This window comes from Mycobacterium paraffinicum, from assembly GCF_001907675.1.
Lineage (GTDB): Bacteria > Actinomycetota > Actinomycetes > Mycobacteriales > Mycobacteriaceae > Mycobacterium > Mycobacterium paraffinicum_A.
The window spans coordinates 12,695-35,077 of sequence record NZ_MPNT01000049.1; the positions used below are offsets into that span (position 1 = coordinate 12,695).

The 22,383-nt window shown below is 67.5% G+C and carries 22 protein-coding genes and 2 pseudogenes; 8 read left to right on the forward strand and 16 right to left on the reverse strand.

Going from position 1 to position 22,383, the window contains the following annotated elements:
- Positions 1–21: 21 nt before the first annotated feature.
- The 8 genes from BRW65_RS28965 to lmeA all read right to left on the reverse strand — a co-directional run bounded on the left by BRW65_RS28965 (position 22) and on the right by lmeA (position 7,729).
- Complete coding sequence (locus tag BRW65_RS28965) at positions 22–1,551, reverse strand: sensor domain-containing protein (protein WP_073880626.1); 1,530 nt, start codon at positions 1,549–1,551, stop codon at positions 22–24.
- A 141-nt stretch (positions 1,552–1,692) separates the two neighbouring features.
- Positions 1,693–4,068 (reverse strand): hypothetical protein, encoded by a 2,376-nt coding sequence (locus tag BRW65_RS28970; protein WP_073880627.1) that lies wholly within the window; start codon positions 4,066–4,068, stop codon positions 1,693–1,695.
- A 128-nt stretch (positions 4,069–4,196) separates the two neighbouring features.
- Positions 4,197–4,853 carry an FABP family protein gene (locus tag BRW65_RS28975; protein ID WP_073880629.1) on the reverse strand — a complete coding sequence of 219 codons (657 nt, stop codon included), beginning with the start codon at positions 4,851–4,853 and terminating at the stop codon, positions 4,197–4,199.
- A 145-nt stretch (positions 4,854–4,998) separates the two neighbouring features.
- Positions 4,999–5,301 carry a DUF1416 domain-containing protein gene (locus tag BRW65_RS28980; protein WP_067269500.1) on the reverse strand — a complete coding sequence of 101 codons (303 nt, stop codon included), beginning with the start codon at positions 5,299–5,301 and terminating at the stop codon, positions 4,999–5,001.
- 1 nt (position 5,302) lies between these two features.
- Entirely contained in the window at positions 5,303–6,136 is an 834-nt protein-coding gene (locus BRW65_RS28985) for a sulfurtransferase (protein ID WP_073880631.1), read from the reverse strand.
- A 34-nt stretch (positions 6,137–6,170) separates the two neighbouring features.
- A complete protein-coding gene (locus tag BRW65_RS28990) occupies positions 6,171–6,641 on the reverse strand; it encodes a DUF4395 domain-containing protein (protein ID WP_073880633.1) in 471 nt (156 codons plus the stop codon).
- A 103-nt stretch (positions 6,642–6,744) separates the two neighbouring features.
- Complete coding sequence (locus BRW65_RS33025; RefSeq protein ID WP_432206468.1) at positions 6,745–6,891, reverse strand: Ms5788A family Cys-rich leader peptide; 147 nt, start codon at positions 6,889–6,891, stop codon at positions 6,745–6,747.
- Positions 6,892–6,916: 25 nt separating this feature from the next.
- Positions 6,917–7,729, reverse strand: coding sequence for a mannan chain length control protein LmeA (gene lmeA, locus BRW65_RS28995; RefSeq protein WP_073880635.1), 813 nt, complete (start codon positions 7,727–7,729; stop codon positions 6,917–6,919).
- A gap of 176 nt (positions 7,730–7,905) precedes the next feature.
- On the opposite strand from lmeA, the gene BRW65_RS29000 reads away from it, so the two are divergent.
- From BRW65_RS29000 to pstB, 6 genes and pseudogenes are all read left to right on the forward strand, one after another.
- The gene (locus tag BRW65_RS29000; RefSeq protein ID WP_073880637.1) at positions 7,906–8,682 is read left to right on the forward strand and encodes a winged helix-turn-helix transcriptional regulator; all 777 of its coding nucleotides are present in this window, start codon (positions 7,906–7,908) and stop codon (positions 8,680–8,682) included.
- A complete protein-coding gene (gene mshD / locus BRW65_RS29005; protein WP_073880639.1) occupies positions 8,679–9,593 on the forward strand; it encodes a mycothiol synthase in 915 nt (304 codons plus the stop codon). Before BRW65_RS29000 ends, mshD begins: the two co-directional genes overlap by 4 nt.
- Before the next feature lie 162 nt (positions 9,594–9,755).
- Positions 9,756–10,883, forward strand: coding sequence for a phosphate ABC transporter substrate-binding protein PstS (gene pstS, locus BRW65_RS29010; protein ID WP_073880641.1), 1,128 nt, complete (start codon positions 9,756–9,758; stop codon positions 10,881–10,883).
- 48 nt (positions 10,884–10,931) lie between these two features.
- The gene (gene pstC, locus BRW65_RS29015) at positions 10,932–11,963 is read left to right on the forward strand and encodes a phosphate ABC transporter permease subunit PstC (protein ID WP_432206469.1); all 1,032 of its coding nucleotides are present in this window, start codon (positions 10,932–10,934) and stop codon (positions 11,961–11,963) included.
- Positions 11,960–12,874, forward strand: a complete 915-nt coding sequence (gene pstA / locus BRW65_RS29020) for a phosphate ABC transporter permease PstA (protein ID WP_073880659.1) — start codon at positions 11,960–11,962, stop codon at positions 12,872–12,874. Before pstC ends, pstA begins: the two co-directional genes overlap by 4 nt.
- A gap of 13 nt (positions 12,875–12,887) precedes the next feature.
- A pseudogene (gene pstB / locus BRW65_RS29025) lies at positions 12,888–13,665 on the forward strand (phosphate ABC transporter ATP-binding protein PstB).
- A gap of 9 nt (positions 13,666–13,674) precedes the next feature.
- Here pstB and phoU read toward each other — a convergent pair.
- From phoU to BRW65_RS29050, 5 genes are all read right to left on the reverse strand, one after another.
- The gene (gene phoU / locus BRW65_RS29030) at positions 13,675–14,343 is read right to left on the reverse strand and encodes a phosphate signaling complex protein PhoU (RefSeq protein WP_073880645.1); all 669 of its coding nucleotides are present in this window, start codon (positions 14,341–14,343) and stop codon (positions 13,675–13,677) included.
- Between the two features lie 56 nt (positions 14,344–14,399).
- A complete protein-coding gene (locus BRW65_RS29035; RefSeq protein ID WP_073880647.1) occupies positions 14,400–16,445 on the reverse strand; it encodes an LCP family protein in 2,046 nt (681 codons plus the stop codon).
- 222 nt (positions 16,446–16,667) lie between these two features.
- On the reverse strand, positions 16,668–17,801 hold the full coding sequence (gene dusB, locus BRW65_RS29040; protein WP_073880649.1) for a tRNA dihydrouridine synthase DusB: 1,134 nt from the start codon (positions 17,799–17,801) through the stop codon (positions 16,668–16,670).
- 7 nt (positions 17,802–17,808) lie between these two features.
- A complete protein-coding gene (locus tag BRW65_RS29045) occupies positions 17,809–18,831 on the reverse strand; it encodes an acyl-ACP desaturase (protein WP_073880651.1) in 1,023 nt (340 codons plus the stop codon).
- Positions 18,832–19,004: 173 nt separating this feature from the next.
- A complete protein-coding gene (locus tag BRW65_RS29050; protein WP_073880653.1) occupies positions 19,005–19,610 on the reverse strand; it encodes a TetR/AcrR family transcriptional regulator in 606 nt (201 codons plus the stop codon).
- Between the two features lie 69 nt (positions 19,611–19,679).
- On the opposite strand from BRW65_RS29050, the gene BRW65_RS29055 reads away from it, so the two are divergent.
- Positions 19,680–20,696, forward strand: coding sequence for an oxygenase MpaB family protein (locus BRW65_RS29055; RefSeq protein WP_073880655.1), 1,017 nt, complete (start codon positions 19,680–19,682; stop codon positions 20,694–20,696).
- Positions 20,697–20,702: 6 nt separating this feature from the next.
- On the opposite strand, the gene BRW65_RS29060 is transcribed toward BRW65_RS29055, so the two are convergent.
- Genes BRW65_RS29060 through BRW65_RS29070 form a run of 3 tightly spaced genes read right to left on the reverse strand, consistent with a single transcriptional unit; the run spans position 20,703 to position 21,880 of the window.
- Positions 20,703–20,903, reverse strand: coding sequence for a zinc transporter Slc39a7 (locus BRW65_RS29060; protein WP_073880660.1), 201 nt, complete (start codon positions 20,901–20,903; stop codon positions 20,703–20,705).
- A gap of 26 nt (positions 20,904–20,929) precedes the next feature.
- The gene (locus tag BRW65_RS29065) at positions 20,930–21,337 is read right to left on the reverse strand and encodes an ArsR/SmtB family transcription factor (protein WP_073880657.1); all 408 of its coding nucleotides are present in this window, start codon (positions 21,335–21,337) and stop codon (positions 20,930–20,932) included.
- 48 nt (positions 21,338–21,385) lie between these two features.
- The gene (locus BRW65_RS29070) at positions 21,386–21,880 is read right to left on the reverse strand and encodes a nucleoside deaminase (RefSeq protein ID WP_073880658.1); all 495 of its coding nucleotides are present in this window, start codon (positions 21,878–21,880) and stop codon (positions 21,386–21,388) included.
- Between the two features lie 143 nt (positions 21,881–22,023).
- On the opposite strand from BRW65_RS29070, the pseudogene BRW65_RS29075 reads away from it, so the two are divergent.
- Positions 22,024–22,383 (forward strand): annotated as a pseudogene (locus BRW65_RS29075) (class I SAM-dependent methyltransferase); the annotation flags it as partial.

The window sequence follows — 22,383 nt, forward strand, 5'->3', positions numbered from 1 at the left end:
GCCGATCCATGTCTGCGGCCGTTACTGGCCCACCTTCGCGGCTATCTGCCCGGCGAGCTTGCCCGCCTGACCGGTCTCGGCGTCGGGGCCGCACAGCAAGAGGTCGACGACCACACTGGACGCCGCATGCAGCGCGTGATGGCAGACGCGGGTTCCGTCCGCCTGCGTCCGCTCCTGATAGATCTTCGGCACGCCCCCGGTAACCTCACCGAACTTCCATTCGCTGGTCTTGCCGTTGAAGGTCAGCGTGATCGATTGCCCGGCGCACGCCCTCCACCTGTCCGCCGACGCCTGCACGAAGGCGGTCGCCTTGTCGGGCGAGGAAAACTGCACGACCGCTTCGTAGATGCGGTGAGCCTGGGTCTCGCCGGGGGTGTGCACGGCTTGGCCGCTTACCGCGGTGTAGCCGTCCGCCCCCTTGTAGGCCGACTCCTCGATGGGTTCGAATTCGCCCTTGCAATCCGGGTTGGACAGGGTGGGCCTGAAGTTGCGCAGCTGCGCGGCCTTCTCGGAGACCACCAAATTTGGGTCGCCCACGACGGCGCCGACATCGGCGGCGCCGAGGAGATAGGAGTCCAGCTTCGAGGCGTTCCCGGAAGTCGGCTCGTTCGGCGCCGGGTTGCCGGCGGTCTGGGCCGAAGTCGCACCGTTGCCGGCCTGCGGGGCGGGCTTGGTCTTGCCACCCTGCGTGGTGAATACGACGACGATCGCGATCGCCGCGATCACCGCCGCGGCGGCCCCGCCGATGATGAGCAGCCGCTTGTTGGATCCGCCCGCAGGCTCCGGCGCGGCGGCCCTGGCGGACGGGCCGGCGGGCGGCGCCGCGGCGGGCTGTGCCGCGGCAGCCGCCGGTGCCTGCGCCTTGCCGGCGTCCGCGGTCGCCGGCGAGCCGCCCTTGGCCTCGATCTCGGCCAGCACGTTGTCGATCTCGGTGCGGGTCCGGTAGGTGACATCGTGGCGCAGACGCAGCATGCGCAGCAGCTGGGCGATGTCGCCGCGAGCGCTGGGGTCATCCCCGTCCTCGTCGAATCCCTGCCGCAGCTCGATCAGAAGCTGGGTCTGCTGCTGGGGGCTGAGCTCTTTTTCGGCGAGGGTGTTGCCTAACCGGGTGATGTACCCGAACGGCACCGGCGGCTCTTCGGGCAGCGGATCGGGCAACGGCACCGGCTTGCTTTGCAGGGCGTGTACCGCGGTCACGAGTTGAATTCCGGCGTCGACGGTCGGTTCGCGGTAGTCGATGATCTGCAACGCGGCAAGGGGATTCACCCGCATGCTGTCGATGTCGCCGATCCGAACCGGAAGGATCGGCCGGTTGAGCGCCCTCGCGTACCGCAATTCGGCCTGACTGGGCTTGGACTGGAGCCAGTTGTTGGACAGCGCCACGATGAACACGTCGCACGAGCGGATCTGCTCAAGGATCTTGTTCCACCAGGAGTCACCCCCGCCGAGCTCTTGATCGAACCAAACCTGTTGTTGTCCGCGCCGAAGCGCGGTCGTCAGGGCGTCGACCGTCGCCCTGTCCTGGCTCGAGTAGCTGATGAACAGCGGCATCGTGGTCTCCTACGGGGAGGCGTAGCAAACGAAGGGGCGGTATCGGCGCGTGCGGCTATTGCGCACGCGCCGATACCGTATCAGTGTCCGGGCGTATCGGACTGCGCAAATTCGCGGCCATTTGGGCCTGAAGCCCCAAACTCAGCCGTGCCCGCCGTCCACCGCGGAAGCCTGCTCGGGCGGGTGAAATTCGGCATAGCGGCGGGCGAATTCGTCTCCGGGAACCGGCCATTGTTCGCCGGTGGATCCGCGGACCACCCAGTCGCCCTCCACCGCGGCCGTCGGGCCTTCCAAGGTGTTTATGGTCTCGCCCGGATAGGCGGGGCGGGCTTGGACGCGCCCTTTTCGCTGCCAGCGCCCGTCGCCGGCGGGCTCGTAGGTGTCCCGGAAGATGTCGTCGCGCACCGACCACACCTTGCCGTCCTCCTGGACGGCCCAGTCGCCTGCGTCGGCGCGCATGGTGTGCCCCGAATCCGACGTCCATGTCCATGGGACGCTTCGTTGTTCGGCGGCCACCGTCCCCACCCGCGTGAAGGATTGCCACAGCGGCCGCGACCGGAAGCCCAACTGGCGCAGGCTCCACAACGTCCCCGCCAGGCTGCGCACGGCGGCGTTGAGTAGCGCCGGATCGCTCTCGACCACCGACCAGTCGACCAGCTTGTCGTGGATCTTGCGCGAATCGTCGCGCGGGGAGCCGAATTTCCAGCCGTTGCGGCGGTAGTAGCGGCACCAATCCTCGTGCTCGGCCCGGGCCATGCTCATTGCCGAGTCGCGGTCGAAGCCCATCAGCGCAAGCTGTTCCAATGGCGGGAGATCCGCCATCTCGTGGCCGGACAGCTGCGCCGGCGGGCTGCCCCACGTGTTCCAGGTGTGCCCCGCGATCTGCTCCACCATCCACAACGCGTTGCGCACCTGACGCCGGTTGGACCCGCGGTAGAACTCGTTGAGCTCGGCCCACGGCATCGCGGCGGGGGACCGCGGCGCGGCCGGGTCGATCGTCGAGACATACCGCTCGTGAATCAACCTCGCCGCGCGCTCCCAGGCGTCCTGCACCTGGCCTTCCTGGGTGTCCAGCACCAATGAGTAGGACTGCAGCCGCCCGACCACCTGGATCGAGTCGTCGCTGATGCTGGTGTTCAGGTCCGAGGCGTAGATGGGCATGTCGGGGAAGCGGGCCGCCAGCCTCGCGGCGGTCGTCGCGGCGTGGGAATCCACGAAGATCACGGCGCTGGTGGCGGGGTCGGCGTCGCCGATCAGCTTCAGCATGGTAGGTACGGTCGGCGCCTCCGCGGTCGCGTCGATGGCCGGCCCCTCCGAGGCGAATCCGGCCTGCTGCCGGTAGAACTCGTGATCCGCCAAATACTCCGCGGCGTCCTTTTCCACCAGCGTGAGCGCGGGCAACGGCACCGCGCCGGGCGGAGTGTAGAAGTCGCGCTCCAGCGCGCGCTGCGTCAGATCCGCGCACAGCGCCAGCGTCAATTGGGAAGTGCCGCAGACGAATACGCGTTTTGTCCGCCCGGTCGCGATGATGCCGTCGAGCAGTCTGCCCGCGGTCACCTCGTACTTGCCGACCACGTCGGCGGCCCATCGGGTGTCCGATCCGCCGAACTGCTGGGCCCGCCAGGCCTGGGCCAACCACGGGTCGTCCATCCGCACGATCAGCGGCAACCGCCGTTTGTGGGCGACGTCGTCGAGTCGACGGCTGATCAGGTCCAGCCAGAGCAGGTTGATCGCCGGGTCGGGCGCCATCAGGTAGAGCCGGGATAGGTTGCGCCACAGCCGCAACGACACCAGCGTGGACGGGTTGTTGAAGTCCACCAGGACCACCCGTGCGCCCTGCCTGCGGGCCCGCTGCACCCGGTCGTCGCTGGCGCCGGTGATGACGACCAGCGTGCCGCGCCGGTCCAGCGTCCGCGCCACCGCGCTGATCATCGACTGCGTGTCCGCGTCGACGCCGACGACGGCCGTGACGGACTCCGCCAGGTTGGCGCGCAGCCGGTCCACCTGAGATCGGAAGACTCCGACGACGACGCCGCCCAGCCCCGTGAAGATCGCCGAGAGTGCCGCGATGCGGGCCAGTTCCAGGCCGACCGGCGTGGGGTTCGGACAGGTTCGGCCACCCACCGAGAAGTCGCCGGTGCCCCCCTTGACCAGGCTGGCCGTCGCCATCAGCGGGGTGAACAAGGCCGGATGGTTGGCGTCGTGACAACCCCAGTAGGAGGTGAGGCCCAGAACCGCCGTCATGGGGACCAGGCCTGCGATCAGGGTGAAGGAAACCCCAACCATGCGATGGCTTCCGCCGGAGCGAAAGGTCAGCACCGACGCGGCGATCAGCACGGTCACCACGATCGCCAGCGTCGGCATCGACCCGGGCCGGCCGAACCACGCGAGGCCCGGCGGCAGTGCGTCGATGATGCCGGGCTGCAGGTCCAAAACGGCCAGATAGACGATGAGGAGCAGGCCGATCGCGGTTACGCCCCAGCGCAGGATGGGCGAGGGTGTCTTGGTCGGGGCCATCCGCCGCTCTCCCTTCGCGCGGTACCGGCTGTTCGGACGTCGAACAGTACACGCAAAAGATCGCCCGAAGGCAATGATTCCGGGCCGCGCACATCGCCGAGTTGCCCAGGCGGGCAACGGGTCGGCGGTTATCCGGCGTAACGGGAGAGCCGGGCGGAAAGGTGCGGCACCAGGCCGCCGTCGGCGTCCACCCGCTCCTCGACGTAGGCCAGGTCGCCGCCCTCCACGATGCCGTAGAGCCGCTTGGCGCCACCGACCAGGACGCCCGAGCGGCTGCGGGCCAGTGCGTCGGTCGCCAACTCCCACGACGACTGGGTGCGCGGCCGCCCGTAGAACAGCTCCACGTAGCCGGCCGAATGGGCCAGCAGCAACTCGATCGCCTGAGATTCGCTGGGGTCGTCGGGATCGCTGACGAAACGCCAGAACCCGGTCTCCCGCAAACCGCGCTCCTGGTAGTCGCCCGCCTCGCTGAGCCGCCACGAACGGGATTCCCAGTTCAGGTAGTCGCCGCCGTCGTGCGAAACCACGATCTGCTGGCCGAACCGGTAATCCCCGTCACGAGCGCGGCCCTCGCCGTGCCCGCGCCACACACCCACCAGCGGCAACAGCGCCAACAGGGCGTCGTTCAGGTTGGCGCCTTCACGCAGGTTGGCGGTGTCGGCAGGAAGCGGCAGATCGTCGAAGGCGGGGATGTTGCGGCCGGCGGTCAGCTTGGCGCGCTCAGCGGCGGCAGCCACCGCGCGATCGCCGGAGCTCGCAGCACCCAGCGGTTCGTCAGAGGTCACGATTCGTCAGTGATAAGCCGGTACAGCGTGTACAGCGCGAACCATGAGATCACCACGACCGCCACGACCAGCATGATCTCGAAGAAGAGCACCACGGGGACAAGTCTATTCGCCCCGCGCGATCCCGGTCAGGGCAGCCGGGGTCTCAGGCGATCTTGACGTCCACCTCGTGGATACCGGCGCCCGACGGGCTCACCACGGCGTTCCCGTTGCCGGACGCCGACAGAGCGCGCAGCGTCCAGGAGCCCGGCGCCGCGAAGAACCGGAAGTCGCCCGTGGCCGACGCGACGACCTCGGCCGTGAACTCGTCCGACGAGTCGAGCAGGCGGACGAACGCGCCGCCCACCGCCTGGCCATCGCTGTCCACGACGCGGCCGGTGATCACCGTTTCCTTCTCCAAGTCGACGCTGGCGGGCAACGTCACTCCTTGTTTCGGGGCAGAGCACATATCAGCTTCCCAACTCGATCGGGGCACCCACCAGGGAGCCGTATTCCGTCCAACTTCCGTCGTAGTTCTTGACGTTTTTGTGGCCGAGTAATTCCCGGAGCACGAACCAGGTATGCGAAGACCGCTCGCCGATCCGGCAATACGCGATCGTTTCCTTGGAGCCGTCCAGGTCCGCGTCGGCGTACAGCTTCGCCAGGTCCTCGTCGGACTTGAAGGTGCCGTCCTCGTTGGCGGCCTTGCTCCACGGCACGTTGATCGCCCCCGGAATGTGGCCGGGCCGCTGGCTCTGCTCCTGCGGCAGGTGCGCCGGCGCCAGGATCTTGCCGGAGAACTCGTCGGGCGAGCGCACGTCGACCAGGTTCTTGGTGTTGATGGCCGCGATGACCTCGTCGCGGAACGCCCGGATGCTGTTGTCCGGGGCGGCGGCGGTGTACGAGGTGGCGGGCCTGCTGACGGTGTCGCTGGACAGCGCGCGCCCGTCGAGCTCCCATTTCTTGCGGCCACCGTCGAGCAACTTGACCTTGTCGTGCCCGTACAGCTTGAAGTACCAGTAGGCGTAGGCGGCGAACCAGTTGTTGTTGCCGCCGTAGAGGATCACGGTGTCGTCATTGGCGACGCCACGTTCGCTGAGCAGCTTCGAGAATTGCTGCGCGTCGACGAAATCCCGCTTGACCGGGTCCTGCAAGTCCGAACGCCAGTCCAGCCTGATCGCGCCGGGGATGTGGCCGGTGTCGTATGCGCTGGTGTCCTCGTCGACTTCTACGAAGACGACACCGGCGGCGTCGAGATTGCTCTCGGCCCAGTCCGCGGAGACCAGGACGTCGGAGCGTGCCATGGGGTGATCCTTTCGATCGCTTTCAAAAAACGGGTCACGCGGTGCGCGCCGCGCCTCGGAAGCGCGCGACCAGCGGGTAGAGCTGGCAGCCCAGGCAGATGCCGAAGGCCGCATTCAGGAAGGCGGCGGTGAGTGCCGCGGCGGTGGCGACGACACCGACCAAAAACGCGCCCGCGGCGAACCCGACGACGCCGACGACCGCGAAGAGCAGGCCGACGAGTTGGGCGAACTTCAGCGGTGCCACCGGTTCGCGTTCCTGGACGGGCCCGAGGCGGGGCGCCACCAAGCGGGCGAATATGCGCCCGTAGGGGTGCTTGCGCGGGCCGCCGACGGCGCCGATGGCGAAGATGACTGCTTGCACGCCGAGAATGACCGCCGCCGCCAGCGGGCTGACGGCGGATACGGCGAGGGTGATCACCAGGACGGCGGTCGTCACCCAGGCGGCGAACCTGGGACCCCGCACGTCAACGATGTCTTGCTGGGTGGTGGTGTTGCTGCTCGGCACGGTACTACTCCTGGATACGCCTGTTGCTTATGGGAACGACGGGAGACGGCCTCGGTAACGTTCCGGGGTTGCTCCGAGTGCTTACGCGAAAGCGCGCGGCGACTCAGCAGCTACAGCGACAGCAACAGCCCGCGGTGCGGCACAGATCGACTGCGCGGCGTTGGGTGAGCAGAGGCTCAAGGCGGGCTAGCACGTCGGCAAGCTTACCGAATGACGGACGGCGATCAAACTCGCCGCGGTAGCCGCGCATACCGCGGGCTCCGGCGCTGACCGGGTCACGACCGCTTGAAGCCGTCCATGCTGACGGTGACCCCGTAGCTGATGCCTTCGATGATGACGTCGGAGCCGCGCGCCCCCTCGGTCTTGGGTGCCACCCCGAAGGGAAGCCGCTGGTCGGGCACCCTGGCGGTGAAGGCCCGCAGCACCGCGTCCCGCTTGTCGTCCGGAACTGTTTGATCCGCGGTGTCCGCCCCGGTCAGGACGCCGGTCGGGGTGATCACCAGCGTCGCCTGGTCGTCCGGGGCGATGGACAGGTCCACCGAGACGCTGACCCGGTGTTCGAAGTTGGCCGAGTGCGGGGTGCCGCTGAACACCACCCCGTGGCTGTCGGAAATGCCGGACGCGGTGACGCCACCGGTGGCGGTGTTCGTTTCTTTGGGCGGCGCCTCGACCATCAGATCGCTGATGCCCATGTACCGGCCCAGGTGCGTCGAGTCGATGATGACGCGGCTCTCCAGTTTGCCCACCGGCAGCTCGGCATCGGGCCCGATCAGCCACGACGCGTGGCTCAAATCGACCGAGTACATCGTGGCTTCGAGGGTGGCCTTGCCGACAGTCGCGTGGTCGACGGCGTTGGCTTTGATCTCCAGCTGGTTGTAGTGGCCGCGCATCGCCTGCGGGATGAACGGGAACGCCACGATCGCCACGAACGGGTCGGACCGCAAATTGGCCGCTTTGCGCACGCTGCACGAAAGCCGGTATTCGGCGTATATGCTGCTCCCGTAGTCGATGGCGACCGCACCGGCCACCACCACGGCCACGGCGATCCCCGCGGCCGCCGTCGCCACCAGCACCTTGCGCACCCGCATATTGTGGCGTAACCCTCCGTCCGAGCTGTCGCGAACCGCCCGGGTGGCGGCGCTCACACTGCGTCGTCCCCGCACCAGAGTGGCAGGTGGCAAGTTATCGTTAGATGACATGGCAACTAACGCGTCGTTGCGTTGCGAATTGTGAAGATGCCGTTCCCCCGAGCTGGAGGGGCTAGTTGGAGCTATTACTGCTGACCACGGAGCTGCATCCCGACCCGGTCCTGCCGTCGTTGTCGTTGCTTCCCCACGCCGTCCGCACGGCGCCGGCGGAACCGTCCTCATTGCTCGAGGCTGGGACGGCGGACGCCGTACTGGTTGATGCGCGCACCGATCTGTCTTCGGCGCGGGGCCTTTGCCGTCTGCTGAGCACCGCCGGCCGTTCCGTGCCCGTCCTGGCCGTTGTGAGCGAAGGCGGCCTGGTGGCGGTCAGCGCGGACTGGGGGCTGGACGAGATCCTCTTGCCGAGCACCGGGCCCGCCGAGATCGACGCCCGGCTGCGACTGGTTGTGGGTCGCCGCGGCGGGCTGGCCGAACAGGAAAGTGCCGGAAAGGTGAGCCTGGGCGAGCTGGTGATCGACGAGGGCACTTACACCGCGAGATTGCGGGGCCGCCCGCTCGACCTGACCTACAAAGAGTTCGAGTTGCTCAAATACCTGGCGCAGCACGCCGGGCGCGTCTTCACCCGCGCGCAGCTATTGCACGAGGTGTGGGGATACGACTTCTTCGGCGGCACCCGCACCGTCGACGTCCACGTGCGTCGCCTGCGCGCCAAACTCGGCCCCGAATACGAGGCGTTGATCGGCACCGTCCGCAACGTCGGCTACAAGGCCGTCCGGCCTGCGCGCGGCCGCGCGCCGATCGCGGACTCGGCTGAGGATGAGCCCGCCGACGACATCGAGTCCGACTCCGAGGATTTGGAACAGCCGCTGGGCGACCCGTTGCGCAGTCAGTGACCGCGCCCGCCCGGCGCTCGACGCTGACCGCTGACGAGCAACGGCAGATTCGCGAACTCATCAGCGCCGCAACCGAATTCGACGGCGTCGCGCCTGTCGGTGAACAAGTGCTGCGCGAACTGCCGCACGACCGCACCGCGCACCTGCTCATCACCGACACCGACGGGGTCGTCGGCTACCTCAATCTGTCGCGCGATCCCGACGCGGCGATGGCGGAACTGGTGGTGCACCCGCGCGCCCGCCGGCATGGTTTCGGTACGGCGCTGGCGCGCGCGGCGTTGGCCGAGACCGCCGCGAGCAACCGGTTCTGGGCGCACGGCACGCTCGAACCGGCCCGCGCCACCGCTGCCGCGCTCGGGCTGGTCCCGGTCCGCGAGCTGCTTCAGATGCGACGCACCCTTCGCGACACCCATGACTTGGTGCGCCCCGTGCCCGGGGTCCGGGTGCGCACCTACGCGGGCACCTCCGACGACGCCGAGCTGCTGCGCGTCAACAACGCCGCCTTCGCCGACCACCCCGAACAGGGCGGCTGGACCGAGACCCAGCTGGCCGAGCGGCGCGACGAACCCTGGTTCGACCCGGCCGGTCTGTTCCTGGCGTTCGACGCCTCCGATACCGGTGAGGAGGGCAAGCTGCTCGGCTTCCACTGGACCAAGGTGCACCCCGATCAACCCGGCCTGGGGGAGGTCTATGTCGTGGGCGTCGATCCGGTCGCGCAGGGCCGGGGCATGGGCCAGATGCTGACGGCCATCGGCATCGAGTCGTTGGCGCACCGGCTGGCCGGCTCCGCGGAACCGACCGTGCTGCTCTACGTGGAGTCCGACAACCGCGCCGCGGTGCGCACGTACCAGCGCCTGGGTTTCACCACCTACAGCGTGGACACGGCTTACGCGGTCGCTTCGGCCGGCTGACCGCGGGCGGCGGGTGGGCTCGTGCCTGGCGGTTGTCACCTGCGCTTGCCAGTGAGAAGTTGCCGTGGGCTGGGTCGGAGCATATTTTCGCGACGACCTGGCAACCTCTTGGGAGACGGCCGGCGGCACGCGGGCACGACAACGCGTCAGGAAGCGAGATCGGTGAGGCTCGACAGGGGAGGCAGGGCGCTGGCCGTCCTGGTCGTGGCGGTGGCTGTCGGTAGCGGCGCGCTGATTGGCTGTGGCAGCGACCAGAACCGCCGCGGGGCGTCGCCGGCGGCCGTCTCCGGGCCGACGGGCACCGCCGGATGCGGCGGGAAGAACAAGCTGACGGCGGAAGGCTCGACGGCTCAACAGAACGCGGTGGCGTTGTTCAACCAGGTCTGGGGCCAGTACTGCCCGGGCAAGAGCGTCTCGTACAACGCGACCGGTTCCGGCGCCGGGCGCGAGCAGTTCATCGCCGGCCATGTCGACTTCGCGGGCGCCGATTCCCCGCTGGCCGCGGACCAGATCGGTCCGGCCTCCGCGCGCTGCGACGGGAACCCGGCGTGGGACTTGCCGCTGGTGTTCGGGCCGATCGCCCTGGTCTACAACGTCGCCGAGGTGCCGGCACTGGTGGTCAGCAGCGACGCGCTGGCCAAGATCTTCACCGGTCGGATCACGGCCTGGAATGACCCGATCCTGGCGGCGCTCAATCCCGGCGTGGTGCTGCCCGACACCAAGATCACGCCGATCTACCGGACGGATTCGTCGGGTACCACCGACAACGTGCAGAAGTTTCTGACGGCCGCCGCACCGCAGAGCTGGACCAAGGGTGTGGGCACCGAGTTCCAGGGCGGCGTCGGCGAGGGGGCCACCAAGTCGGCCGGTGTCGTGCAGGCCGTGCGGACCACGCCGGGCGCCATCGGCTATGTGGAGAAGGGCTTCGCCGATCAGGCCGGCCTGCCCTACGCGCAAATCGGCACCAACAAGGGTGGCGTCATCCCGCTCACCAACGAGACCGCCGGAAACGCGGTGAGGGCGGCCGATTTCGTCGGCGACGGCAACGACCTGGTGCTCGACCTGAACCCGATGTACAGCTCCCAGGACCCCCGGTCATACCCGTTGGTCCTGGCCACATACGAGATCGTGTGCTCGAAGGGCGCCGACGCGGACACCTCAGGGGCGATCAAGTCGTTCCTCACGGTCGCCGCCGGCAGCGGACAGGCCGACCTTGCGTCGGCCGGCTATGTTCCGCTGCCCGATAAGGTCAAAGAGCGGCTGGTTGCCGCGATCAATGCTCTGCAGTGACCAAGTGGCCCCGGGCTTAAGGAGCGACCGAACTGTGCCGGGATCACAGTGACCACGCCAAACCCCAACGATGCCGGTTCGGGCGCGGCCGTGGCCGCGCCCTTCCCCGAGGCGCCGCTGACACCGATCAGTCCGTGGGGAAAAGCCCGGCCACACGTTGGAGACCGGGTGTTTCGCTGGCTGGCCAACGGGTCGGGCCTGCTGCTCGTGGTGGTGATCGGCGCGATCGGTGGATTCCTGCTCCTGCGCGCGATACCGGCGTTGCGGCGCAACCGGGAGAACTTCTTCAGCTACGGCGGCAACTGGGTGACCACCGACACCTCGGCGATGCATTTCGGCATCTCCGATCTGCTGAAGGTCACCGTGTTCGTGTCGGCGTTCGCGTTACTGCTGGCCATGCCTGTCGCGCTGGGCGTCGCCATCTTCATCACGCAGTACTCGTCGCGGCGCGCGGCCGGGCCGCTGGCCTACGCCGTCGATCTGCTGGCCGGTGTTCCCTCCATCATCTACGGCGCGTGGGGCCTTTATGTGCTGGAGCCGCACCTGCGTCCCGTCGCGACCTGGCTGAACCGATCGCTGGGTTGGTGTTTCCTGTTCGCCCACGGCAACACGTCGGTCGCCGGCGGTGGCACCATCTTCACGGGCGGCATCGTCCTGGCGGTGATGATCCTGCCGATCATCACCGCCGTCACCCGTGAAGTGTTCATCCAGACACCGCAGGACCAGATCGAGGCCGTGCTGGCGCTCGGCGCCACCCGCTGGGAAGTGGTGAAGACGGTCGTGGTGCCGTTCGGGTGGTCCGGCTATATCAGCGCGGCGGTGCTGGGGCTGGGCCGCGCCCTGGGGGAGACGGTCGCGCTGCTGATCATCCTGCGCGGGACCCAGGCGATGTTCGGCTGGTCGCTGTTCGACGGGGGCTCGACCGTCGCGACCATGATCGCGGGGGCCGCCGCCCAATTCGATGACCAATACAAAGCCGGCGCGTACATCGCCGCGGGGCTGGCGCTCTTCGTGCTCACCTTCCTCGTCGACGCCCTGGCACGCGGCGCCGCGGCCGGTAGCCGATGGGGCGCCCGATGACCTCGATGTTGGACCGCCCGCTGAAGCCGCGCACGTTCTCCCGGCCCAGCCGCCGCCGCCGGGCCGCGGATCACGTTGCGCTGGTGCTGGTTTCGCTGTCCATGGTGATCGCGGTGACGCCCCTGCTGTTGGTGCTGTACTCGGTGGTCGCCAAGGGGTTCAGGGCGATCTCGTCGACCGTGTGGTGGACGCACTCGCAAGCGGGCATGACCGCCTTCGTGGCCGGCGGCGGCGCCTACCACGCGGTCGTGGGCACCGTGTTGCAGGGAGTGGTGTGCGCGCTCATCTCCGTCCCGGTCGGCGTCATGCTCGCCATCTATCTGGCCGAATACGGCGGCGGCACCGCGCTGGGCAGGCTGGCCTCGTTCATGGTCGACATCCTGAGCGGGGTGCCCTCGATCGTGGCGGCGTTGTTCATCTACGCCCTGTTCGTGGCGACGCTGGGCTTTCCCCGTTCCGAGTTTGCGGTGTCGCTGGCGCTGGTCCTGTTGATGCTGCCGGTGATCGTGCGAGCCACCGAGGAGATGCTGCGAATCGTCCCGGTGGACCTGCGCGAGGCCAGCTACGCGCTGGGTGTCCCGAAGTGGAAGACGATCCTGCGGGTGGTGATCCCCACCGGGCTGTCGGGCATCATCACCGGCATCTTGCTGGCGCTGGCCCGGGTGATGGGCGAGACGGCCCCGTTGCTGATCCTGGTGGGCTACGCGCAGTCCATGAACTTCGACATCTTCAGTGGCTTCATGGGGACGCTACCCGGCATGATGTACAACCAGACCAGCGCCGGTGCGGGGGTGATTCCGGTCCCGACGGATCGGTTGTGGGGTGCCGCCCTAACCCTCATCCTGGTGATCGCCACAATCAATGTCGGGGCCCGAGCGATAGCGAAATTCCTTGGCACCAAGAAGTCATAGGCAGGAGCAGTAAGTGGCCAAACGGTTGGACCTCAAAGCCGTCAACATCTACTACGGTTCGTTTCACGCGGTCGCGGATGTGACGCTGTCGATCCTGCCGCGCAGCGTCACGGCGTTCATCGGGCCCGTCGGGTTGCGGCAAGACGACGGTGCTGCGCACGCTCAACCGGATGCACGAGGTGGTCCCCGGCGGACGGGTTGAGGGCAGCGTGCTCCTCGACGACGAGGACATCTACGGCGCCGGGGTCGACCCGGTCGGCGTCCGGCGGGCGATCGGAATGGTGTTCCAGCGACCGAACCCGTTCCCCGCCATGTCGATTCGCGACAACGTGGTCGCCGGTTTGAAGCTGCAGGGCGTTCGCAACCGCAAGATGCTCGACGAGACAGCCGAGTATTCGCTGCGCGGCGCGAACCTGTGGGATGAGGTCAAGGACCGGTTGGACAGGCCGGGCGGCGGGTTGTCCGGCGGTCAGCAACAGCGCTTGTGTATCGCGCGGGCGATCGCCGTGCAGCCCGATGTGCTGCTCATGGACGAGCCGTGCTCCGCGCTGGACCCGATCTCGACGATGGCGATCGAGGAACTGATCAGCGAGCTCAAGCAGGACTACACCATCGTCATCGTCACCCACAACATGCAGCAGGCGGCGCGGGTCAGCGACTACACCGCGTTCTTCAACCTGGAGGCCGTCGGCAAGCCGGGGCGGTTGATCGAGGTCGACGACACCGAGAAGATCTTCTCCAACCCCAGCCAGAAGGCGACGGAGGATTACATCTCCGGGCGCTTCGGCTGATCCGGTCGGCTATTGCGGGGCCGCTTTCGTTTCCTCTTCGGGAAGCTTTCCGGTCGCCTGGAAGATGACGCGCCTGGCCACTTCGACGGCGTGGTCGGCGAAGCGCTCGTAGAACCGGCCCAGCAGGGTGACATCGACCGCGGCGGCCACCCCGTATTTCCATTCGCGGTCCATCAACACCGAAAACAGGTGGCGGTGTAGGTCGTCCATCGCGTCGTCCTCTTCGCGAATCCGGGCGGCCTTCTCCGGATCGCGGGACATCACCACCTCTTGCGCGCTGTTGCCCAATTCGACTGCGACCCGGCCCATTTCGGCGAAGTAGCCATTGACCTCTTCGGGCAGCGCGTGCTGGGGATGCCTGCGGCGGGCGATCTTCGCGACGTGCAGGGCAAGCGCGCCCATCCGGTCGATGTCGGCCACCATCTGGATGGCGCTCACGATGGACCGCAGATCACCGGCGACCGGCGCCTGCAGGGCCAGCAGCACGAAGGCGCTCTCCTCGGCGCGGGCGCTCAGGGTGGCGATCTTTTCGTGGTCGGAAATCACTTGCTCGGCCAACACCAGATCGGCCTGCAACAGGGTTTGGGTGGCCCGCTCCATGGCGATACCCGCCAGCCCGCACATCTCGCCGAGCTGCGCGGATAACTCCGAGAGCTGCTCATGGTAGGCGGTCCGCATACCGCCAAGCCTACGTTCTCGGGACTGAAAACGGGCGGCGGAGCGCCCAAAAGCGCTCACTCGCAGGTGGTGTCGGCAGCGTTGGTGACGGTCAGGTCCTCGGGGAGCTTGGCCGGCGCGCTGCCCGAGCCGCGTTCGATCTGCAGGCTGATCGATGAACCGCTCGGTTGTGGGGTGGCGACCGATTTGAAGTCGGGTCCGAGCACCACCTGGACCACCTGTCCGTAGCCGGAAACCCGCTGAACCTTCGCGTTGGCGAACGAGGACGCGACGGTCGCCGCGGCCTGCTCGTTGCCGGCCGAGAACAACACCGTCGTCGTGTTGACCGAACTCGGATAATCGTCCGGCGTCATCACGTTGAAGCCATTGCGCTTGAGCTGGCTGGTCGCCGTGGCGGCCAGGCCGCTCTGCGTCGTCGCGTTGGATACCCGCACCGTGACATCGCCCGGCGTCGTGGTGGTCACCTGCTCGTGTCGGGCCTCCGGGGCCGCGGTGGGGGCCGGTGATTGCTTGGTGGCGGGCGTCTTGGTCTGACTCGACTTGTCGCCGGACATCTTGTCGCCGGATGTCCCCAAATTCTTTGCGTTCTGGTCGTTTTCCTCGGGCAGCGGATCATCGTTGATGATGGCGTCGAACAGCGCCCGCATGTCGGCCATGCGCGGCGGTTCGTCGCCGTTCTGGTCGGTCACGCCGGTCGGCACCGTGACGAAGGTGACGTGCCCCGCCGCCATCCCCTGCAGCGACTGACCGAGCTGGATCAGGTCCTTCGACTGCACGTTGTCGACGACGGTGTCGCTGATGAACATGTTGACGACGTTGTTGAGCTTGTTCAGGTCGAGCAACGTGTCCTCGGAGATCAGCGAGCGCAGCAGCGACGACAGGAACAGCTGCTGGCGTTTGATGCGGCCGTAGTCCCCGTTGGTCTCGGTGGTGACCTGGCGGGCCCGCACGTAGTTGAGGGCGGTCGGGCCGTCGAGGACTTGACGGCCGCCGTGCTCGAGCACCGTGCCCAGCTCGTAGTCGTGCAGCGCGGTCTTCGAGCACACCTCGACGCCGCCCAGTGCGTCGACCATCTTGGCGAACCCGGCGAAGTCGACGGCGATGAAGCGGTTGATGCTCAACCCGGACAGTTTCTGGATCTCCTTGACCAGACACTTCGGCCCGCCGAAGGCGAACGCCGAGTTCAGTTTGGTCTCGGTGTAGACCATCTTCGGACCCCAGCTCTTGGTCTTCGGGTCGTAGAGGGGCCCGTACTTGCCCGTGTCGGGGTTCCATGCCTCGCACTGCATCGGGGTGATCGCCAGGTCGCGGGGGAAGGACACCGCCACCACCCGTTTGCGGTTGGCCGGGATGTTGACCAGCATCACCGTGTCCGATCGCGCGCCGCCGGCGTCTTCGGTGTCACCCGCGCCCATGTTGGCGTTGTCGCCGGCCCGGGAGTCCACGCCGACGATCAAGAAGTCTTCGTCGCCGTACTGCCCGTTGCGGTCGCGAATGTCATCCGATCCCTGGTCGAGGGCGCTGACGGTGTTGAGCCGGGCGTTCTTGGACGTGCTCCACTGCCACGCCCCGCCCGTCAACGCCACGGCCAGCACGGCAAACAGTGCCGCCACCGAGCGAGCGGCCAGCAGCATCGGCCGCCGGCGGCGGCGCGGTTTACGCGCGTGAGCGTCGGGAACCTCCTCGGCTGCCGGCCCGTCGCCGTTCCGCCGGTCGTCGGCCTCGAGGTCGGGAAGCTCCGAGACCGCGCCGAGCGAGTAGGCCAGGTCCTCGATCACCTGGGTCTGCTGCAACTCGACCGGGAGGTGCGACTCGGCCTCGGCTGAATCGGGCTCGGGCTCCGGTTCGGCGCGGCGGTGCGTGGACCGGCCGGTCGAGGGGGCGCCGAGCTTCGCAATCAGTTCGGCGACGCTGACGCCGCCGCCCGTGTGGGACCCGGATGCTTCGTCGGTTGCTGGCGGCTGGACGGTCTCGACGGCGGCATCGGTCTGCCATAGGTGCAGGCTGTAGTCGGACGGGGGCTCCGAGAACCGCTCCCACGGGGCGGCGCCCAGCGCGGCGCGCCCAGCGTCGCGAGTGGCGTCGTCCTCGGCGTCACTCATGTCCTACCGGCCTCCGAAGCTCTGATGCGGATGTCAGCGTGTCCCTGCGCAACGCCGTTCCAGCGCTCGGCGTTGTCGGCGCTGCGGCTCGTACCACCCGGTGGGTCGCACTCCTTTGTCGCGGTCGGACGGCGGCGCGTTACCGGCCGCCGCAGAACGCGCAATGCAGCAAGGTCCACATCGTACTGAGTTATCGGTCCGGGCGCGATTTCGCGCGGTCGTTCAGCCGCCGGAGTGCATCACGTCGGCGCCGGCGGGCACGGTGCAGTCGTCGGGGTCCGTCAGCCACCCTTCGGGTAGCGCGACCCGGGCGGGTGACCCTTGCCGGCCCCGGGGGCCACTGGCCGCATCGGGGAAGGGGACCGCGCCGTCCAATTGGCTTAGCAGAGAATCGAGTTCGTCGAGCGTCTTGACCATCGCCAGCGCTCGGCGTAGCTCCGAGCCGGCCGGAAAGCCGTGCAGATACCAGCCGATGTGCTTGCGGATGTCGCGCATGCCCTTGTCCTCACCGAAGTGCGCGGCCAGCAACCGCCCGTGCCGGCGGACGATGTCGGCGACTTCTCCCAGCGTGGGCGGGGTGGGGGCGGGGCTGCCGGTGAACGCGGCCGAGAGTTCGGCGAAAAGCCAGGGTCGGCCCAGGCACCCGCGGCCGATGACGACGCCGTCGCATCCGGTCTTGGCCATCATCGCCAGCGCGTCGCTGGCGTCGTAGATGTCGCCGTTTCCCAGCACCGGAATCGTCGTCACATGTTGCTTGAGCAGCGCGATCTGTTCCCAGTCGGCCGTGCCGGAGTAGCGCTGCGCCGCCGTGCGGGCGTGCAGCGCGACCGCGGCGGCGCCCTCCGTTTCGGCGATGTGGCCGGCGTCGAGGTGCGTGCGGTGCTCGTCGTCGATGCCGACGCGGAACTTGACGGTCACCGGCACCCCGGAGCCCTCGGTGGCGCGCACGGCCGCCGCGACGATCTGGCCGAACAGCCGCCGCTTGTACGGCAGCGCGGCCCCGCCGCCGCGTTTGGTGACCTTGGGCACCGGACAGCCGAAATTCATGTCGATGTGGTCGGCGAGACCCTCGTCGACGATCATCCGGGCGGCGTCGTACGTGGTCGCCGGATCGACCGTGTACAGCTGCAACGAGCGTGGCGACTCGTCGGGAGCGAACGTGGTCATATGCATGGTGACCGAGTGCCGCTCGACGAGCGCGCGCGCCGTCACCATCTCGCAGACGTAGAGCCCGCTGACCGTGCCGACCTTCGACCGCTCGAGTTCACGACACAGCGTCCGGAATGCGACGTTGGTCACGCCCGCCATCGGGGCCAGCACCACCGGGCTGGCGAGCGTGATGGGACCGATGCGCAACGCTGGGTTACCGGCGGCTCATAGCCAGCTTGCCGGCGGTTTGGTGCAGCTCGAACGCGGTGGTCTTCTTGCCGGTGCGGGCCTCCCGCTCGAGCTGGCGCCGCTTCGAGATCTCGAACTTGTCGCAGGCCTGCTCGAGCTCCTTGACGAGCAGGGCGAGGTCGTCGCGCATCGCGGCGGCTTCACCGGTGAAGTCCTCGCGCTCGAAGATGCGCCACTTCTTCAGGACCGGCATGACGACGTCGTCGAGGTGGATGCGGGGGTCGTACACGCCGCCGACGGCGATGAAGACGGCCTTGCGCCGGAACTCGGGGACCTGGTAGCCCGGCATCTGGAAGTTGCGCAGCACCTTGTGCAACGACCTCATGGCCTGGTTGGGCGCGGCGGAGAACCCGGCGTCGCTGACGTCGCGGTAGAAGATCATGTGCAGGTTCTCGTCGGCCGAGATCTTCTGCAGCAACTGGTCGGCGACGGTCTCGTTGCAGGCCTTGCCGGTGTTGCGGTGCGAAATCCGGGTCGCCAACTCCTGGAAGGTCACGTAGATGACGGAGTCGAACAGGCTCTCGGCGAACAGGTCGGCTCGGATCTGCTGGTTCTGGCCGGGGCTGAAGCCGCGGTTCACCACCTCGATGCGCAGCTTCTCCAGCTCGACGGGATCCACGGCGCGGGTCACCACCAGGTAGTCGCGCAGCGCGATCCCGTGCCGGTTTTCTTCGGCGGTCCACCGGTTGACCCACTGGCCCCAGGCACCGTCCAGGCCAAAGTTCATCGCGATCTCGCGGTGGTATGACGGCAGGTTGTCCTCCGTCATCAGGTTCTGCACCATCGCCACCTGGGCGAGGTCGGAGAGCTTGCTCTCCTCTGGGTGCCAGTCCTGGCCGCCCAGCGCGTAGAAGTTCTTGCCGTCGGACCACGGGATGTAGTCGTGCGGGTTCCAGTTTTTGTGCATGCTCTCGTGCCGGTTGAGGCATTTCTCGACCACCGGCTCGAGCTCATGCAGCAGCTGTAGGTTTGTCAGCTCGGCTGACATGGGAGGCCCTCCAGTTATCTGTGTCGACGGGTAGCAGTCAATATATCTGTGTACCTCAGTAGCATCAAGCTGCGGTGGCCGCGCGCCGCGTAACGGTTGGATCCCGTATTTGGGCGGTTGGCTCGGGTTGTAGGGATTGCCGCCGGGGCGGAGTCGATAAACCGGCAGTGGTGCTAGCCCACGTCGGGGGCGGGCACGTATGGGGCGGCCGTGTTGTACAGCATGTCGACGCAGTAGTCGATGAATTGTTTGCGGGTGGCGCCGAGCTGGCCGTTGAGGTAGGCGGTGAACAGGCTCGATAGGCCGCCGATCAGGCTCGTGGCGATCATCTTCTCCAGCACCGGGTCGCCGATCCGCGACAGCTTGCGCTGCAGCAGTTCGATGAAGTTGGGCATCCACTCCGCGCCCGACCGGGTCAGGATCGGTTCGACCGCGGGCGCCAGTAGCAGCACGCGGCCGCGGACCGGATCGTCGACCATCAGCTCGACGAATTTTTCGACGGCTTCCCGCGGGGTCTTTGCCGACGTGAGCGCGTTCATCGCGCGCGTACATACGTCGTCGTAGACCGCCCGCACGAATTCGTCCCGGTCCGAGAAGCTTTCGTAGAAGTACCGTTCGGTCAGCGCGGCCTCGCGGCAGACCGCGCGCACGGTCAACGCGGGCCGGCTGCCGCTGCCGAGCAATTGCACGCCGGCGGCGATGAGGTTGTCGCGACGGAGGTTGAGGCGATCCCCCAGGGGGACGCCGGTCCAACGGCCCCGTCGTTGACCGGACTGCACATCGCTCCTAAGCTTGAAACTGACAACGCGTGTAGTCAGTTTTGCAGACACCTACAGGAATCCGATTCAGTGACCCAACATACGTCCGAACCCCGGCCGCTGACCAGCGACGTCGCGCACGATCTCGCCGTGGCCGCCGGCTGCCCGGTATCGCCGCTGGGCTACGAGGCACCACCGATCCCGCTGGGGCCCGACTCGTTGACATGGAAGTACTTCGGTGACTGGCGCGGCATGCTGCAGGGCCCGTTCGCGGGATCCATGCAGAACATGCACCCGCAATTGGGCGCCGCGGTGGAACAACACTCGACGTTCTTCACCGAACCCCTGCCGCGGGTGATGCGGTCGCTGTACCCGATCGGCGGGGTGGTCTTCGACGGCGATCGCGCTCCGACGACGGGTGCCGAGGTCCGCGACTACCACATCGACATCAAGGGCGTGGACGACCAAGGGCGTCGGTACCACGCACTGAATCCCGACGTCTTCTATTGGGCACACTCCACGTTCTTCATGGGCACGATCCTGGTGGCCGAGCGGTTCGGCGGCGGTCTGACGGAGGCCGACAAGCGCCAGCTCTTCGACGAACACGTTCAGTGGTACCGGATGTACGGCATGAGCATGCGCCCGGTCCCCAAGACCTGGGAAGAATTCCAGGCCTACTGGGACCACATGTGCCGCAACGTATTAGAGGACAATTACGCGACGCGGGCAGTGCTCGATCTGACCATCTATGACAAGCTGCCGATCGCCCCCTGGCTCCCGAATTGGTTGTGGGGCGGGCTGACCAGGCTCTCGCGACCGTTCTTCGTCTGGTTGACGGTCGGCCTCTATCACCCGGCCGTTCGCGAACGGTTGGGCTTTGGGTGGACCGACCGCGACGAGTGGCTGCACCGGCGCTTCGGCAACCTGGTGCGGCTGGTCTTCGCGTTTGTGCCGACCAGGTACCGCAAGCATCCGCGGGCCCGCGCCGGCCTCGACCGCGCATCCGGGCGCATTCCGGCCGACGCGCCGCTGCCGCAGACGCCGGCGCGCAACCTCCCGCCCGCGCAGGAGCGCGGCGACCCGAAGCATTACTGCCCGGTGGTCTAATGCCCGCTAGTGCGGGTGGCCGTGAACGTCCTCGACGCCGGCCTGGTGCACGTGCTGATGGCTGTGCTCGGTGCCGTCGGCGTGGCTGTGCTGGTGCTCGTGCTGGACGTGGTCGTGCTCGTGCTCGGTGTGCGCGTGCGCGTGCGTGACGTCGCCGTGCTGATGTTCATGCGCGTGGGGCTGGTCGTGGGTGTGCTGCTCGGCCATCGGTTCACTCCTGATTGTTTCCGTGTTCACTTGCCGCCGCTGCGCCGCCGGGCCGGCGGTTGCGCTGATTCGCTGGCCGCCTTCAGGCCGCCATCGCCGCGGTGATGACCGGGCACGCCCGGCCCCGCGTGCTCGGCGTTGAAGACGGCGTCCATGACTAGCTGCCGGACGTGGTCATTCTCCAGGCTGTAGAAGATCGTGGTGCCCTCGCGGCGAGTGCGGACCAGCCGCGCCATCCGCAGCTTGGCCAGGTGTTGGGAAACCGACGGCGGCGGCTTGCTGACGTGATCGGCGAGTTCGTTGACCGACATCTCGCGCTCGGTCAGCGCCCACAGCACTTGCACGCGGGTGGCGTCGGCCAGCATCCGGAAGACCTCGACCACCAAGCTGGTCTGATCATCGGGCAACCGGGCTGCGCCACTATCTGCATGCATACGCAAATAGTAATCAAGGTCGGGCCCGCTGCCAACGGGGAGGCTGTTTTAGGGGACGACCGTGGACCGGCGCTGACCGCCGTTGCGCTCGTTCCAGAGCCGGTAGACGTCCACGGCGCCCGCATGGGGCTGGTAGCGCATCGGCAGGCGCCGCCGGTCCCAGCTCTTGGTGAATTCGTCGTAGAAGGTGGACACCTCGAAGTACTTGCGGTCGTCGAGATAGTAGTCCTCGTACGTCTCCCGGGTGATCAGGAAGACGACTTCCTTCGGTGAGCAGTAGTACAGCGACCCCAGGCACATCGGGCACGGATGCGCCATGACGTAGATCGTGCTGTCGACGAGGTGCTCGGTGCCGAGCTTCATGCACGCCGCGCGGATGGCCAGGATCTCCGCGTGGGCGGTCGGGTCGTTCGTCTGCGCCACTTTGTTGGCGCTCTCGGCGAGCACCTCACCGTCCTGGACGATCACCGTGGCGAACGGGCGGCCGCCCTCCGCGACGTTTTGTCGGGCCAGGTCGATCGTCCGCTGGGCGAAGTCGGTCACAGGTCGCAGGGTAGTCCCGGGGGTGGTCAACCCTGCGATACTGACTAGATTGTCTATTTAATTCGGGCGGACTAGGGAGCACCATGGCGCGCACCGATCGTGATCGTTGGGATTTGGCGACCAGCGTGGGCGCGACGGCGACCATGGTCGCCGCGCAGCGGGCCGTGTCCTCCGACGCTGGGTTGATCGACGACCCGTACGCGGCGCCGCTGGTGCGCGCGGTCGGGATCGACGTCTACGTCCGGCTGGTGAACGGCGAGATCCCGGTCGGCGGGGCCTCCGAGTTCAACCCGCAGCGGATGGCGAAGGGGAATGGCCTGCCGCACAAGGTTTTACGACGACTTCTTCCTGGAAGCAACGCGGAGCGGGATCGGTCAGGCGGTGATCCTGGCAGCCGGGCTCGACGCGCGCGCCTACCGCCTGCCGTGGCCGGCGGGCACCGTCGTCTACGAGGTCGACATGCCGGAGGTCATCGAGTTCAAAACCCTGACCCTCGAGGATCT

What these genes read in the sequence shown, in the direction of transcription:
- BRW65_RS28965 (WP_073880626.1), bottom strand. Translation starts at nt 1,551, where the DNA reads ATGCCGCTGTTCATCAGCTACTCGAGCCAGGACAGGGCGACGGTCGAC.
- BRW65_RS28970 (WP_073880627.1), bottom strand. Translation starts at nt 4,068, where the DNA reads ATGGCCCCGACCAAGACACCCTCGCCCATCCTGCGCTGGGGCGTAACC.
- BRW65_RS28980 (WP_067269500.1), bottom strand. Translation starts at nt 5,301, where the DNA reads ATGTGCTCTGCCCCGAAACAAGGAGTGACGTTGCCCGCCAGCGTCGAC.
- BRW65_RS28985 (WP_073880631.1), bottom strand. Translation starts at nt 6,136, where the DNA reads ATGGCACGCTCCGACGTCCTGGTCTCCGCGGACTGGGCCGAGAGCAAT.
- BRW65_RS33025 (WP_432206468.1), bottom strand. Translation starts at nt 6,891, where the DNA reads ATGCGCGGCTACCGCGGCGAGTTTGATCGCCGTCCGTCATTCGGTAAG.
- lmeA (WP_073880635.1), bottom strand. Translation starts at nt 7,729, where the DNA reads ATGCGGGTGCGCAAGGTGCTGGTGGCGACGGCGGCCGCGGGGATCGCC.
- pstA (WP_073880659.1), top strand. Translation starts at nt 11,960, where the DNA reads ATGACCTCGATGTTGGACCGCCCGCTGAAGCCGCGCACGTTCTCCCGG.
- phoU (WP_073880645.1), bottom strand. Translation starts at nt 14,343, where the DNA reads ATGCGGACCGCCTACCATGAGCAGCTCTCGGAGTTATCCGCGCAGCTC.
- BRW65_RS29035 (WP_073880647.1), bottom strand. Translation starts at nt 16,445, where the DNA reads ATGAGTGACGCCGAGGACGACGCCACTCGCGACGCTGGGCGCGCCGCG.
- BRW65_RS29045 (WP_073880651.1), bottom strand. Translation starts at nt 18,831, where the DNA reads ATGTCAGCCGAGCTGACAAACCTACAGCTGCTGCATGAGCTCGAGCCG.
- BRW65_RS29060 (WP_073880660.1), bottom strand. Translation starts at nt 20,903, where the DNA reads ATGGCCGAGCAGCACACCCACGACCAGCCCCACGCGCATGAACATCAG.
- BRW65_RS29065 (WP_073880657.1), bottom strand. Translation starts at nt 21,337, where the DNA reads ATGCATGCAGATAGTGGCGCAGCCCGGTTGCCCGATGATCAGACCAGC.